The 14,378-nt window shown below is 43.9% G+C and carries 12 protein-coding genes and 1 tRNA gene; 11 read left to right on the top strand and 2 right to left on the bottom strand.

What is annotated here, in order from left to right; translation table 11 throughout:
* The first annotated feature begins 82 nt into the window (after nucleotides 1–82).
* The 6 genes from tlpB (at nucleotide 83) to rhaA (ending at nucleotide 8,206) form a co-directional block, all read left to right on the top strand.
* Nucleotides 83–2,071, top strand: coding sequence for a methyl-accepting chemotaxis protein TlpB (tlpB, locus tag LWH95_RS17190; RefSeq protein ID WP_232920057.1), 1,989 nt, complete (start codon nucleotides 83–85; stop codon nucleotides 2,069–2,071).
* 137 nt (nucleotides 2,072–2,208) lie between these two features.
* Nucleotides 2,209–4,278, top strand: coding sequence for a bifunctional aldolase/short-chain dehydrogenase (locus tag LWH95_RS17185; RefSeq protein ID WP_232920056.1), 2,070 nt, complete (start codon nucleotides 2,209–2,211; stop codon nucleotides 4,276–4,278).
* Nucleotides 4,279–4,335: 57 nt separating this feature from the next.
* The gene (gene rhaR, locus LWH95_RS17180) at nucleotides 4,336–5,112 is read left to right on the top strand and encodes a rhamnose catabolism operon transcriptional regulator RhaR (RefSeq protein ID WP_232920055.1); all 777 of its coding nucleotides are present in this window, start codon (nucleotides 4,336–4,338) and stop codon (nucleotides 5,110–5,112) included.
* Nucleotides 5,113–5,116: 4 nt separating this feature from the next.
* Nucleotides 5,117–6,577, top strand: a complete 1,461-nt coding sequence (rhaB, locus tag LWH95_RS17175) for a rhamnulokinase (protein ID WP_232920054.1) — start codon at nucleotides 5,117–5,119, stop codon at nucleotides 6,575–6,577.
* 14 nt (nucleotides 6,578–6,591) lie between these two features.
* Nucleotides 6,592–6,906, top strand: a complete 315-nt coding sequence (gene rhaM / locus LWH95_RS17170; RefSeq protein WP_003242233.1) for an L-rhamnose mutarotase — start codon at nucleotides 6,592–6,594, stop codon at nucleotides 6,904–6,906.
* Between the two features lie 25 nt (nucleotides 6,907–6,931).
* A complete protein-coding gene (gene rhaA / locus LWH95_RS17165) occupies nucleotides 6,932–8,206 on the top strand; it encodes an L-rhamnose isomerase (RefSeq protein WP_232920053.1) in 1,275 nt (424 codons plus the stop codon).
* A 40-nt stretch (nucleotides 8,207–8,246) separates the two neighbouring features.
* Here the strand turns inward: rhaA and iolU are convergent, their stop codons facing one another.
* Nucleotides 8,247–9,233 carry a scyllo-inositol 2-dehydrogenase gene (iolU, locus tag LWH95_RS17160; RefSeq protein WP_232920052.1) on the bottom strand — a complete coding sequence of 329 codons (987 nt, stop codon included), beginning with the start codon at nucleotides 9,231–9,233 and terminating at the stop codon, nucleotides 8,247–8,249.
* A 180-nt stretch (nucleotides 9,234–9,413) separates the two neighbouring features.
* On the opposite strand from iolU, the gene LWH95_RS17155 reads away from it, so the two are divergent.
* The 3 genes from LWH95_RS17155 (at nucleotide 9,414) to LWH95_RS17145 (ending at nucleotide 11,682) form a co-directional block, all read left to right on the top strand.
* Complete coding sequence (locus tag LWH95_RS17155; RefSeq protein ID WP_003242238.1) at nucleotides 9,414–10,580, top strand: AI-2E family transporter; 1,167 nt, start codon at nucleotides 9,414–9,416, stop codon at nucleotides 10,578–10,580.
* 92 nt (nucleotides 10,581–10,672) lie between these two features.
* On the top strand, nucleotides 10,673–11,503 hold the full coding sequence (locus LWH95_RS17150) for an undecaprenyl-diphosphate phosphatase (protein WP_232920051.1): 831 nt from the start codon (nucleotides 10,673–10,675) through the stop codon (nucleotides 11,501–11,503).
* A 106-nt stretch (nucleotides 11,504–11,609) separates the two neighbouring features.
* Nucleotides 11,610–11,682, top strand: a tRNA-Ala gene (locus tag LWH95_RS17145).
* A 108-nt stretch (nucleotides 11,683–11,790) separates the two neighbouring features.
* On the opposite strand, the gene LWH95_RS17140 is transcribed toward LWH95_RS17145, so the two are convergent.
* Entirely contained in the window at nucleotides 11,791–12,276 is a 486-nt protein-coding gene (locus LWH95_RS17140) for a cysteine dioxygenase (protein ID WP_032732386.1), read from the bottom strand.
* Between the two features lie 99 nt (nucleotides 12,277–12,375).
* On the opposite strand from LWH95_RS17140, the gene LWH95_RS17135 reads away from it, so the two are divergent.
* Nucleotides 12,376–12,645, top strand: coding sequence for a hypothetical protein (locus tag LWH95_RS17135; protein ID WP_148982750.1), 270 nt, complete (start codon nucleotides 12,376–12,378; stop codon nucleotides 12,643–12,645).
* A gap of 160 nt (nucleotides 12,646–12,805) precedes the next feature.
* Nucleotides 12,806–14,347, top strand: a complete 1,542-nt coding sequence (locus LWH95_RS17130) for an MFS transporter (RefSeq protein WP_232920050.1) — start codon at nucleotides 12,806–12,808, stop codon at nucleotides 14,345–14,347.
* The last annotated feature ends 31 nt before the right edge of the window (nucleotides 14,348–14,378 follow it).

Raw genomic sequence — 14,378 nt, 5'->3', positions numbered from 1 at the left:
GGTGTTTTTTTTAGTTTTTTTATTAAACCTTTTATCCTAGTTTGACGATATTAGATTTAGCTTAAAGGAGGAGTCAGCAAGAATGGGAAAATTCATAAAATGGATCAAACAGCCATCGATCAGCAAACCGCTTATCGCTGCATTTCTGGCAGTGCTTATTTTGCCGGTTGGGGTTTTAGCATATTTCAGTTATCAATCAGCTTGGAACGCGTTAGACAGAGAGCTGATAAACAGCGCGAAGGGAAATGTTGAAGAGCTCAACAGTACGCTGCAAAATAAACTGGAAGATAAAGTGAAAGCAATAGATTATTATAGTGAGACAATCGATAAAGACATATTACAAGGCAAAAACAAAACCTTACTGAAAGAGAAACTTAAGCAGTACACGACACTAAACGACGATGTAGGAGCAATCTATGCGGCTTCCGAAAGTAAGAAGCTTTACAAATATCCGGATAGCGGTGTCCCTAAAGGCTTCGATCCGACAGGACGTGACTGGTACAAACAAGCCGTTGCGAAAAAAGGACAGGCTGTTTTCTCAGAACCGTATACTGATGAAGCAACAGGGGATATGGTTGTCACAATTTCAAAACAAATAAAAGACGGCTCAGGAGTCATAGCACTTGATTTAAATCTGGATGAAGTGCTTACTGCTTCACAGAGAATCAAAATCGGCAAAAATGGCTTTGCATTTATTACAACAGGCAACAAAAAATATATCGCCCATCCGACGATTAAGCCTGGGACAACAGGATCAGGCAACTGGACAAACCAAGTATATTCCAAAGAAGACGGCTCATTTGAATATATCTTCGAAGGCAAAGAAAAGAAAATGGCCTTCACGACTAATAAACTGACAGGCTGGAAAATCGCGGGCACATACTTTGTCAGTGAATTGCAAGATGCTTCAAGTCCGGTACTGAACACAGCGGTTATCATTCTATGCGTGTCAATTGCGATCGGCGGCATACTCATTCTCTTTATTATCCGGGCCATCACCAAGCCGTTAAGAAAACTGGTTTCTACATCCGCGAAAATCAGCAGCGGGGATCTCACAGAAGTCATTGACATTCACTCGAAAAACGAGTTCGGCCAGCTTGGCGAAAGCTTTAACGAAATGTCTGCATCATTGCGTTCTGTTATTGGTGTCATTCAAACGTCTGTAGAAAACGTGGCATCATCTTCTGAAGAGCTGACGGCAAGCGCAGCCCAAACGAGCAAAGCAACTGAACACATTACACTCGCCATCGAACAGTTCTCAGATGGCAATGAGGCGCAAAGCGAGAAACTGGAAACAAGCTCAAACCATCTTTCTCAAATGAACCACGGGATTTCAAAAGTGGCTCAAGCCTCTTCAACGATTACGAAATCATCGATCCAGTCCTCTGAGGCAGCGGGCAGCGGAGAGAAACTGGTTGAACACACAGTCGGCCAAATGAAAACAATCGACCAATCCGTTCAAAAAGCGGAAGCGGTTGTGAAAGGTCTTGAAACAAAATCGCAAGACATCACAAGCATCTTGAATGTGATTAACGGTATTGCTGATCAAACCAACCTGCTTGCATTAAATGCTGCGATTGAGGCGGCAAGAGCGGGAGAATACGGAAGAGGCTTCTCAGTAGTAGCGGAAGAGGTTAGAAAACTTGCCGTACAATCAGCAGACTCAGCTAAGGAAATTGAAGGGTTAATTCAAGAGATTGTCAGAGAAATCAGCACTTCACTTGCGATGTTCCAATCCGTGAATCATGAAGTGAAGGAAGGCTTGCAGATTACTGACCAAACAGCGGAAAGTTTTAAACAAATCTATGAGATGACAACTCAAATTTCCAGCGAATTGCAAAACCTGAACGCGACGGTGGAACAGCTGTCAGACGGATCACAAGAAGTGTCAAGTGCGGTTGAAGATATTTCTGCAGTGGCGAAAGAAAGCTCTGCAGGCATTCAAGACATCGCAGCTTCGGCGGAAGAACAGCTTGCGTCCATGGAAGAAATCAGCTCTTCAGCTGAAACGTTGGCAAACATGGCGGAAGAACTTCAGGACATCACGAAGAAATTTAAAATTGAATCGTAATGGAAAGAGAAAGTGGCATATCCTGCCGCTTTCTTTTTTTATTAAAACAAAAATAAACAAAAATAATTCAAAAACAAACAAAGATCATATATAATGAAAGCGGGTACAAATAAAAAGGGGACGGAGGAATATCAAATATGGTGAAACATGTATGGGATTCAGATCATGCTGCACAGCTGCAAAAAGGGGTAGAGGAATTGGTGTACAGGTCCAATCTGATCGGATCAGATCGCACTGTCTGCAACTGGGGCGGCGGGAATACGTCTATGAAAACAACGGAAAAGGATTTCAGAGGCCGTGAAACAGAAGTCATGTGGGTGAAAGGAAGCGGTTCTGATCTGGCAACAATGAGAGCGCATAACTTTACCGGTTTGAGATTAGATGACATCCGCCCGCTGATCGAAAGGGACCACATGTCAGATGAAGAAATGGTAGACTACTTGTCTCATTGTATGATTGACAGCAAGCATCCTCGTCCTTCAATTGAAACGCTGCTCCACGCTTTTCTGCCATACAATCACGTTGACCATACCCACCCCGATGCGATTATCAGCATTTGCTGTGCTGATAATGGAAAACAAATCGCTGAAGACATTTACGGAAACCGGTTTGTATGGGTGCCATACGTACGCCCTGGATTTACTTTATCTAAAATGATCGCTGAAGGCGTAGCGAACAATCCCAACGCAGAGCTTGTGTTAATGGAGAAACACGGATTAGTCACTTGGGGTGAGACGTCTGAAACATGTTATGAAAAAACGATATCCATCATTCAAGAAGCTGAGCAGTATATTAACGATCGTATCAATCAACATGAGATATTCGGAGGCAAAAGATATCAGCCGCTGCCGGAAGATCAAAGAAAACAAATCTTAGCAGCTATCATGCCTGTGATCAGAGGAGCTGTCAGTGAAGAAAAGAAAATGATCCTTTCCTATGATGATCATGATGACGTCTTGGAATTTGTCAACAGTGTCCAAGCGCCAGCGCTTTCGCAAATCGGTGCGGCATGTCCGGATCATCTTGTTCACACAAAGCGGGTTCCGCTGTACATTGAGTGGAATTCGGAAACTCAAGATGTGCATAAACTGGCGGATCTGATCAAGTCAGGAGTCGAACGTTTTACATCAGAATATCAGGCTTACTTTACACGCAATCATCAGGAGGGTGACCAAATCTTTGAATCAGCCCCGCGGGTAATATTGATTCCTGGCATCGGAATGGTGAATACGGGGAAAAGTTACGCCATGTCTAAAGTAAGCGGCGCTTTATATCGGAGGGCCATCGCCGTTATGAAAGGGTCAACAGCTCTTGGGCACTTTGTTTCTTTAAATGAAAATGAATCCTACCATGTCGAATATTGGCCGTTAGAATTATATAAGCTCACGCTGGCCCCGCCGGAAGCAGAATTTTCCCGTAAAGTAGCGTTGATAACAGGAGGAGCCGGCGGAATCGGCAGTGCAGCATGCCGCCGCTTTGCAGCTGAAGGAGGGCACGTGATCGCAGCAGATCTTAATAAAGAAGGTGCACAGAAAATTGCCGGGGAAATAAACGATGCATATGGAGAAGGACGGGCAATGGCTGTCAAAATGGATGTGACAAAGGAAGAAGAAGTACAGTCAGCCTTTGAACAAGCGGCGCTTGCTTACGGCGGCATTGATATCGTCGTCAATAATGCCGGGCTGGCCACATCAAGCCCATTTGACGAAACAAGTCTAAAAGAATGGAATCTTAATATGAATGTATTAGGAACAGGCTATTTCCTTGTGGCCCGTGAAGCGTTTAAACAAATGAAACAGCAAAACAGAGGCGGAAGCATGGTATTTGTCGGATCAAAAAATTCAGTTTATGCGGGTAAAAACGCATCTGCCTACAGCTCGGTAAAAGCGCTTGAAACCCATTTGGCAAGGTGTATCGCAGCAGAAGGAGGGGAATACGGGATCCGGGTAAACTCCGTTTTGCCGGATGCGGTACTTCAAGGATCGGCTATCTGGGGATCAAGCTGGCGGGAGGAACGGGCCACAGCATACGGGATTGAACCAGATCAGCTTGAGGAACATTACCGGAAACGCACGGCGTTGCTCGTCAATATTTACCCGCAGGATATTGCCGAAGCCATCGCATTTTTCGCTTCTTCTAAAGCCGAAAAAACAACGGGCTGCATGATCACGGTAGACGGCGGCGTCCCTGCTGCTTTCACGCGTTAGAAGTATGCTATGATAAAAATAACAAGACGGATTACGATATGAGGAAGGGCGTTACCGATGCTAGTAGCAGAACGGCAACAAAAAATAGTAGAAATAGTGAATATGCGTTCAAGCATCCGCGTATCCGAATTAAGTGACATATTTTCTGTCACAGAAGAAACCATTCGGCGCGATCTTGAGAAGCTTGAGAAAGAACATAAACTGAGCCGAAGCCACGGAGGAGCGGTCAGTATTCAGCAGCGGGAATCAGAAGTTCATTTTTCTGAACGGGAAATCACAAATGTCATAGAAAAAAAAGCCATCGCTCACGAAGCAGCCAAATATGTAAAGAGCGGAGACCGAATCATTCTCGATGCAAGCACCACCGCCTGGTACATGGCGAAAATACTCCCTAATATTGAGCTCACTGTCATTACAAACTCAATGAAGGCAGCCATTGAACTCAGCAATAAAGAAAACATATCAGTCATTTCAACAGGCGGCATTTTGCTGGCAAAATCATTATCGTTTGCCGGCCCGTTAGCAGAGCGTTCACTTGATACCTACCATGTCAACAAAACCTTTCTGTCATGTAAAGGATTTGACTTAAACAACGGGATGAGCGACTCAAACGAGTGGCAGGCACTGCTCAAAAAACGGATGATCGAAAGGTCTGATCAGACCATTTTGATGGCCGATTCAAGTAAATGGGGGAACCGCGAGTTTTCACATATCGCCTCGCTGCAAGATATCAGCCTCCTTATAACTGATTCCGGACTTGATCCGGTATCGGTAAAAGCTCTTGAAGACAAAAAGGTGAACGTGACAGCTGTTCCCCTTCCGAAGAGAGGGTGAAAGAATGATATATACTGCCATTGATATAGGCGCATCAAGCGGGAGAGTCATGGTAGGTGAACTGAAGGAAGGGAAGCTTGAAGTACAAGAGATTCACAGATTCGCTAACGGCTTCATTCAAAGAGACGGACATTGCTTTTGGGATATTGATCATTTGCTAAAACAAATCCTGCAAGGACTGCAAAAGGTGAAAGTGCTTGGGTATGAACGCTGCACCGTAGGCATTGATACATGGGCAGTTGATTATGTCTTACTGGACGACAAAGGCAATCGTTTGCAGGAAGTGATGTCCTACCGGGATAAAAGAACAGAACACACAATAGATAAACTGGAATACACCCTGTCAAAAGACACAATCTATCAAAAAACAGGAATACAATTTCAGCCTTTTAACACGATTTATCAATTGTATGAAGAAGACCGTGAGCTGCTGAAAACAACAGACAAAATTATAATGGTTCCTGATTATTTAGGCTATTGTTTAACCGGAAAAGCCGTAACGGAAATTACAAATGCATCAACAACACAGCTTTTAAACGTCTCAACTGGAAAGCTTGATCCTGAATTGCTTAAAGCCGTGTCTGTTCAGGAACATCAATTTGCGCCGCTGACTGAGCCGGGGCGTGAGCTCGGCATGCTGAGAAATGATTGGTTCCCGGATTATGATCTGCCGGCTTGCAAGGTGATAACAGTCGCAACGCATGATACTGCCTCGGCCGTCATCGCGGCTCCGGGTGTAAACGATAGCTGGGCGTATATCAGCAGCGGAACATGGTCGTTAATCGGGGTTGAAAACAAAACGCCGATATTAACTGATCTGGCTTTAAAAAACAACTATACAAATGAACGCGGCGCAAACAACACCATTCGCTTTCTCAAAAACATCATCGGCATGTGGGTGATACAGGAAGTAAGACAACAATTACAAGCAGATTACTCTTTCCAGCAGCTTGCAGAAGAAGCCCGAAAAACAAAACCATTCCTGCAGTTTATAAACTTAAATGATGAACGTTTCCTGAATCCAGACAGCATGATAGAGGAAATACAACATTATTGCAGAGAAACCCGCCAGAAGATTCCCCGCACTGCAGGCGAACTTGCCTGCTGCATCTACAGCAATTTAGCCATCATCTATGCGATAGCCATCAAAGAGCTGGAAACGATCACAGGAAAAACGATTCAGCAGCTTCATATCATTGGCGGCGGAGCCCGGAATGATTTCTTAAATCAATTAACGGCAGACATGAGCGGAAAAGCGGTATACGCAGGGCCCATAGAGGCAACCGCCATCGGAAATATACTAATGCAAATGATTGCTGCCAAAGAAGTCAAAGACATAAAAGAAGCCCGGCAAGCCGTCAGAAATTCCTTTCCGATCAAAGTGTTTACACCTAAAGACATTGACAGAAGCACGATCATTCAGTCATTTCGGCAAACTGTTTTGAAAGCGCTATCTAAAGGGTGAAGAGGTGATTAGGTGTGAAAAGAAAAGCCAGTATCATGTTTGTCCATCAAGACAAGTACGAGGAATACAAACAGCGGCATGCTGACATTTGGCCTGAAATGGCAGAAGCACTCAAAGCTCATGGAGCCCACCATTATTCCATTTTTTTAGACGAAGAAACAGGCAGGCTTTTTGCTTATTTAGAAATAGAGGATGAAGAGAAGTGGAGAAAGATGGCGGACACAGAAGTTTGCCAGAGGTGGTGGAAATCGATGTCGCCATTAATGAAAACCAATCCGGATTTCAGTCCTGTTTCAATAGATCTTAAGGAAGTTTTTTATTTGGATTAAAAAACTGAAAAAGGGAGAGAGACGCATGACCATAAAAGCCAATTATGACAGTGCAAAACAGGCGTATGAAAAATGGGGAATCGATGTTGAAGAGGCGCTTCGGCAATTAGAACAAGTGCCCATTTCAATCCACTGCTGGCAGGGTGACGACATTGAAGGCTTTGAAGTAAATAAGGGTGAGCTTTCAGGCGGAATTGATGTGACCGGCAATTATCCCGGAAAAGCGCAAACCCCTGAAGAATTAAGAAGAGATTTGGAGAAGGCTCTTTCCCTCATTCCTGGAAAGCACCGCGTGAACCTGCATGCGATATATGCAGAAACAAACGGGGAAGCGACTGAACGGGACGAATTGAAGCCGCAGCATTTTGAAAACTGGGTGAAATGGGCAAAAGATCTCGGTCTTGGTTTAGATTTTAATCCCACCTTGTTTTCGCACGAGAAAGCGGCAGACGGACTCACCCTTTCACACCCCGATCCGACCATCAGGGAATATTGGATCAGGCATTGCATCGCGTGCCGCCGTATCGGGGAATACTTCGGGAAAGAATTAGGTACACCCTGCTTGACGAATATTTGGATTCCCGACGGTTATAAGGATATTCCGAGTGACAGGCTGACACCGCGTAAAAGATTAAAAGAATCACTGGATCGGATCTTCGCAGAGGAGATCAGTGAACAACACAATCTTGATTCACTCGAGAGCAAGCTGTTCGGTCTCGGTTCCGAATCATATGTTGTCGGATCTCATGAGTTTTATTTAGCTTATGCTTTGACGAATCATAAGCTTTGTTTACTTGATACAGGCCATTACCACCCGACTGAAACGGTATCAAATAAGATCTCGTCCATGCTGCTTTACACAGATAAACTCGCCTTGCACGTGTCCCGTCCCGTTCGCTGGGATAGCGACCATGTTGTGGTTTTAGATGATGAATTGAGAGAAATCGCTCTTGAAATTGTACGCAACCAGGCTCTCGAGAAGGTCGCTATCGGCCTCGATTTTTTCGATGCCAGCATTAACCGTGTTGCCGCCTGGACCATTGGAACGAGAAATATGGTCAAAGCTTTATTGTATGCATTACTTCTCCCGAACGGCTATTTAAAACAATTGCAGGAAGAGGGCCGCTTTACAGAAAGGCTGGCGCTGATGGAGGAATTCAAAACATATCCTTTCGGGGCCATCTGGGATTCCTACTGTGAACAAATGGGCGTGCCGGTAAAAGAGGCATGGCTCCATGACATAAAAGAGTATGAACAAAAGGTGCTTTTAAAAAGGAATGCATCTACTCCGATTGTCTAATAAAAAATCCGCCGCGGCCTTTGCACGCGGGCGGATTTTTTTAGGCTTGATCGGCAGGGTACACAATCCCCATTTGCTTTCTTGCTTCTTCCATGATTTTGGCGGTGATCAAAGACCGTTCAAATGTATTTTCTTCCGATTCCTGCTTTTTCTCTTTTATGAGCGTAACAAATTCTTCTGCTTCGTAGAACATCGCCGGTTTAGGATCAGGAATCGAGATGTTTTCCAGGCGGCCGTCGCGATAGCGGATTTCCACTCGTTCAGGCCGGTGAATCGTATCGATCACAATCGTTCCGTCTTCACCCTGGATTTCTGCCGGGGCATAAGAAGTAGAGATTTTAGAATGCATCAAAACGGCTTCGAACCCGTCGTAAGACAGAATGACGGTTCCTTCTCCATCCACACCGGAAGACAAAGCATATCCGTTCGCCTTCACATTCTGCGGCTCACCAAACAGCACGACTGCAGGATAAATACAATAGACACCGATATCCATTAATGATCCGTTGGAAAGCTCAGGCTGAAACGCATTCAAGACGGTGCCGTTTCTGAACGCGTCATACCGTGAGGAGTACTGGCAGTAGCTTGCGGTAAATCTGCGGACAGTGCCGATTTTATGTAAGTGGTTTTTCAGCTCTTTGAAATTCGGCAGGAAAGTGGTCTTCATCGCTTCCATGAGGACAACGCCGTTTGCCTTAGCCGCTGAGATCATCTCTTCCGTTTCTTTTGCATTCGAAGCAAACGGCTTCTCACAAAGCACATGCTTGCCATGGTCCATAAAGAGAACGGCTTGTTCCTTGTGAAGGGCATTCGGACTGGCTATGTATACGGCATCAAAGCAATCGCTTGCCGCCATTTCCTGAAGATCTGAGAAGGTGTGCTCAGCACCGTGTTTAGCGGCAAATTCGGCAGCACGTTCAGCCGATCTTGAATAAACGGCTGTCAGCTGAAAATCTTCTATCTCCGCTGCTGACTCGAGAAAGCGGTCTGTAATCCAGTTGGTTCCTACTATTGCAAAACGTATCACTCTTATCGCTCCTTTTGTATGATATAGCTAAATTATAGCTTAAAAAGGAGAAAAGCACATGATAGATCAAATCACATCTTTAAAGCAAGGAAGTTTTTCCAACAATTAGCCGTTATTATTTTTCATTATAGGGACGATAGTGTACAATTTAATTAAACTAAGTATGACGGAGGAACGATAGTGGAGACGTTGCAAACATGGAGCGGCAGATTCAAGCGATTCTTCTTGGACAATAAGTTTGTTTTATTTTTGCTTGTGCTGCTGCTGATTGGTTTAAATATTCTTGTTTTTACAAAAACATCATACATTTTCACCCCGATTATTGTTCTTCTCAAAACGATTTCACTGCCGATTATTTTAACGGGTATTGTGTTTTATCTGTTAAACCCAGTCGTCGATTTCCTTGAGAGAAGAAGAATAAGAAGAATCTATTCTATTTTGCTGTTATATCTATTGATTATCGGGCTGATCACGATCACGATCGTGTCCATCATCCCCTTTTTAAAAGAACAAATTATGAGCTTGATTGACAACATCCCGAGATATGTGGATATCGTAGAAAGTCAGACGAAACAGCTTATCGGCAGCAATTTCGTCAACCAGGCCCAGCAAACGATGAACATCAATATATCTGATCTCGCAACAAAGATTTCAGATCAGGCGGCGACGATTGTGAATAGCACCTTTACCGGCGTTGGGAATTTTATCGGCGCACTGACTGAGATCATCATTTCGATCGTCACGGTTCCGTTTATTCTTTTCTATTTATTAAAAGACGGAAGAAAGTTGCCGGTCTATATACTGAAATTTGTGCCGACTCGATTGAAAGAACAGACATATACAGTCTTAAGCGAAATGAATCATCGGTTAAGCTCTTATATCAGAGGCCAGATCATTGTCAGCTTCTGTATCGGGTTTTTGCTGTTTATCGGTTATTTGATTATCGGGCTGGATTATGCTTCATTGCTAGCCGTCATTGCGGCTTGTACAAGCATCGTTCCATATTTAGGACCGACGATTGCCATTACGCCAGCGATTATCATCGCCATAGTGACATCGCCGCTCATGCTGCTTAAGCTGGTCATCGTATGGACCATTGTTCAGCTGATTGAAGGGAAATTGATCTCTCCGCAAATTATGGGGAAAAACCTTCACATCCACCCGATTACGATTATTTTTCTGCTATTAACAGCCGGCAAGCTGTTTGGCGTTGTTGGAATCATTCTGGCAATTCCTGGATATGCAGTTGCCAAAGTCATTACAACACATTTATTTGACTGGTTTAAAATGCAGTCACACTTATACGATGAAGAAAAAAAAGAAAATACGTCGGGTCATAAAGTGTGATTTTCGTTTATAGTTATGTAAGACGGGCTTTCCATTTATGGAAAGCTCCCGTTATGTAAAAAAATAAATGTCTAATGGGGAGAATCAAAATCATGACTCTATGGGAATTGTTTGTAGCTGCCATTTTAGGAATCGTAGAAGGATTAACAGAGTACGCGCCGGTTTCTTCGACAGGACATATGATCATAGTAGACGATATCTGGCTTAAATCAAGCGATCTGATGTCAGAAGAAGCTGCCAACTCATTCAAAGTGGTTATTCAGCTAGGCTCCATTTTAGCGGTAGCAATCGTGTTTAAAGACCGGATTTTGAATTTGATCGGCTTAAAAAAGAATATTACAAGCGACCAGGAGCAGGGACATAAATTAAGCATTGCGCAAATTGCCGTCGGGCTCGTGCCTGCAGCTGTCCTCGGCTTTTTGTTTGAGGATTACATTGATGAATATTTATTTTCCGTTAAAACTGTTGCCATCGGTTTAATCGCCGGGGCAGTCCTGATGCTTTTTGCTGATTGGGTAAATAAACGGAAAACAGCGACAGACACTCTCGACCGCATTTCATATAAGCAGGCAATAGGGGTCGGCTTATTCCAATGTCTTGCCCTTTGGCCGGGTTTCTCGCGTTCAGGTTCAACCATCTCCGGGGGCGTTATCCTCGGATTAAACCACCGCGCGGCAGCCGACTTTACGTTTATTATGGCGATGCCGATCATGATGGGAGCGAGCTTTTTAAGCCTTGTGAAGCATTGGGACAGCTTAAGCTCGGACCTGATGCCGTTTTTCATCGTCGGCTTTATCTGCGCCTTTGTTGTCGCGCTGTTTGTCGTCCGTTTCTTCTTAAAACTGATCAATAAAATCAAACTCGTCCCATTTGCCATCTATCGAATCATCCTCGGTGTGATTTTACTTTTAATCATGATGTAAACCGAAAAATAAGGCTCTTTTGGAGCCTTATTTTTTCTGTTCATTCAAGAGGGAACAGCTTGTTTTTCAACAAAAAATCATCTATAATAAACATGACGTTACATACGGGGCCATAGCTCAGCTGGGAGAGCGCTACGCTGGCAGCGTAGAGGTCAGGGGTTCGATCCCCCTTGGCTCCATACCTGTAAACCCTTATTTCTATAAGGGTTTTTTTGTTTTTAATAAAAGGATCATTCGCTGCCCCCTTCTGTTGATCCTAAGTCAAAGTAGAGCGGTTCACCTGTAAATCATGAACTTTCCAATACACCACTTTGTTCCTCAAAGACCGTCATGTCTTCCAAAGGGGGGGAGTAAACATGAAGAGACACCATTCGTTCGGAAGCAGGATTGGACATTTTGTGAATTAAACCTTTGGTTGAAATAAGACATTCTCCTTTGTGGACAAAGTATGAATTGGAGAGTTCTGCGTGATCGCCGGTTGAGCGATAAATAGAATTGAGAAGTTTTCCTTCTAACACCATTGCGCAACCAATGGATTGACCATGATCATGTACTGCTGTCTCCTTGTGTGGCGGAATGTTAATAACGATAACTTCCAATTCGTTGTTTCTAAAGATTGCATTTCGGCCGTAAGCGTACTGGTCTGGTTCCTTAATATACGGTTGACTCAATGTTGATGCGTGTGGAATTTGTTTTAAAGAAGTTTCCAAATCTTTAACCGATGGATTTTTCAAGCCGCTAAAAATGTTTTGGATACACTCATACAGTTCCATACGTTTTTGCCTCCCGGGTCATTTATTGACTAGCATAGGTATTTCGCAGATTAATTCATGATATTTACCTATATACAATTTAGAGGCGGCAAACGCCTAGTGAACACAAAAAAATGTGCGGCCAACAACTTATTCATGTTTATTAATTCGAATTTTAATAAAAAAGTGAACGGAAAAGCGCCGTCGTTACCTAAGAAGAAGGCGAAAGATTTTTCCGATGCACTTTTAAAATGGCTTACTTTGATTGACTCGGTTATGGAAGCTCACGAAGTGGAGTTCGAGCCCTATGGCTCCGGGCAAAGCTGTTCGTGTTTTGTGCTTGAAATTTGCGCCATTGACAAAACACCATCGGTTTGGAATAATGTTTGAGTATATGCTCATTTATTCACATATTATCATAAAATAATATCATGTCCCCTGATGGGGAGAGAATTAGAATGAAAGCTAATGGCATGCAAAATCTATTAGCTTCTTTTGTTTTCAAAAAAAGATGTGTTTCGTATGTATTCATATAGGAAGGAATGACAACATGAAGACAAAACACTATTGGGTGATTTCTTTGCTTGCCGTTTTAGCGGTCGGGCCGGGATTGATGTCTAACACGGCGTTGTCGTCAGTTCAAGGCCTTGTTCAGAAGACGGTTGGAACAAGTGACTTCACATCAGTAAATCCAATATTGATCGGCAATATGGCCTTTGCTTTATTAGTGCCGGCAGGACCGCTGCTGAGGAAAAAATTCGGTGCCCGTCCGATCTATTTGGCTTCATTACCCGTTTTTATACTTGGCTCACTGCTCTTCGCATTTTCGAGCGATATTGCATGGATGGCGGCAGGGCGCTTTTTACAGGGAGCGGCTACAGGCGTCATGCTGATGATTATGATCCCTATGCTTGTTCTGTCATTTCCGATTGACCGCAGGAATTATGCACTGCTGGTGCTGATCGGGGGATTTTATGGCTCTGTTATCATCGGTACGATCCTAGGAACAATTGCAACAAGCTGCGGCCACTGGAGATGGCTGTTTTTCATCTTTGGCACACTGTCACTGATCGGTGTCGCGGTGAGCTATTTCTTTCTTCATGATGAGCATCATGGGGCGGCAGAACAAGAACAGCCGCTAGATGGTGCGGGAATCCTTTTATCTGTCTGCCTTGCCGCAGCCTCAGCGGTTACTTTCATTCTTCTGCAAAAATGGGGGCTTTCATCAGGTTATGTATGGACTGGTTTCGGGATTACGTTATGTTTGCTCCTTGTTCTATTGATTGTGGAATATAAAGTGAAGAACCCCTTTATTTCTATTAAACTGATGCTGCTGCCAAAACCGGTGCTCGGTTTATTTATCATAGCTACAGGGACGATAACGGTAGCTGTCAGCCTTGCTGCTTTTCAAGGCTTGCTCCGTCAAATGTATGATATTTCTCAGGAGCATCTCATTCTTCTAAACTTGACTCTTTTAATCGGAGTGGCGATCGCGGCCATTTTGAGCGCACTGTTTTATGATAGAGTCGGGCCAGGGATGCTCGGTATTATCGGCGGCCTCATTCTCGTGTTTGTGAATTTTCAATGGCTGCATATGCAGGATCAAGCGTCACTCTCTATATTCGCAGTGCTGTTTATTATGCTTGCGGCTGGAACAGGGCTGACAGTTGCCGCTGGGCTGATGGGAGCTGCTATGGGCGGCCCGCTGCCTGATTTGGTCAAGAGAATGACAGCTGTTCAGTTTTTAAGATTGTTTGTCTATATGGGAGTTCCAATCCTCATCGGCTTCTTTACGAAAAAAGATGCTGCCAGACAAAGCGGTACGATGCAGGTTTCTATGATGACTGCTTATCATGATCTCTTTTTCATTTCTTTTGTCCTGAGCGTGCTGCTCGTTTGCTTATCATTCTGTATGAACGCCACAGGTATGGGGCACAAGTTGGCTCATAAACCGCATGATAAAGCGAAACCGGCTCCGGAAAAACCGGCCGTTTCAGCACTGTCAAAGGCTGCTGTCAAATCACATAAAGTAATACATGATACAGAATATCGTAATGCACTCAGAAAGTTTAAACAGAAATTTGATATATGATCAAAACCTTTTCCTTGAGGGAAAAGGTTTT

It is taken from the genome of Bacillus sp. G16 (assembly GCF_021282335.1).
GTDB classification, from domain to species: Bacteria; Bacillota; Bacilli; order Bacillales; family Bacillaceae; genus Bacillus; species Bacillus inaquosorum.
The sequence above is the reverse complement of the archived record's forward strand: the minus strand, read 5'-3'. Positions and strand labels throughout refer to the sequence as shown.

Excerpts from the sequence above, each read along its gene's own strand:
- rhaA (WP_232920053.1), top strand. The coding sequence starts at position 6,932 with ATGACCATAAAAGCCAATTATGACAGTGCAAAACAGGCGTATGAAAAA.
- tlpB (WP_232920057.1), top strand. The coding sequence starts at position 83 with ATGGGAAAATTCATAAAATGGATCAAACAGCCATCGATCAGCAAACCG.
- LWH95_RS17130 (WP_232920050.1), top strand. The coding sequence starts at position 12,806 with ATGAAGACAAAACACTATTGGGTGATTTCTTTGCTTGCCGTTTTAGCG.
- LWH95_RS17185 (WP_232920056.1), top strand. The coding sequence starts at position 2,209 with ATGGTGAAACATGTATGGGATTCAGATCATGCTGCACAGCTGCAAAAA.
- rhaB (WP_232920054.1), top strand. The coding sequence starts at position 5,117 with ATGATATATACTGCCATTGATATAGGCGCATCAAGCGGGAGAGTCATG.
- LWH95_RS17140 (WP_032732386.1), bottom strand. The coding sequence starts at position 12,276 with ATGGAACTGTATGAGTGTATCCAAAACATTTTTAGCGGCTTGAAAAAT.
- LWH95_RS17150 (WP_232920051.1), top strand. The coding sequence starts at position 10,673 with ATGACTCTATGGGAATTGTTTGTAGCTGCCATTTTAGGAATCGTAGAA.
- rhaR (WP_232920055.1), top strand. The coding sequence starts at position 4,336 with ATGCTAGTAGCAGAACGGCAACAAAAAATAGTAGAAATAGTGAATATG.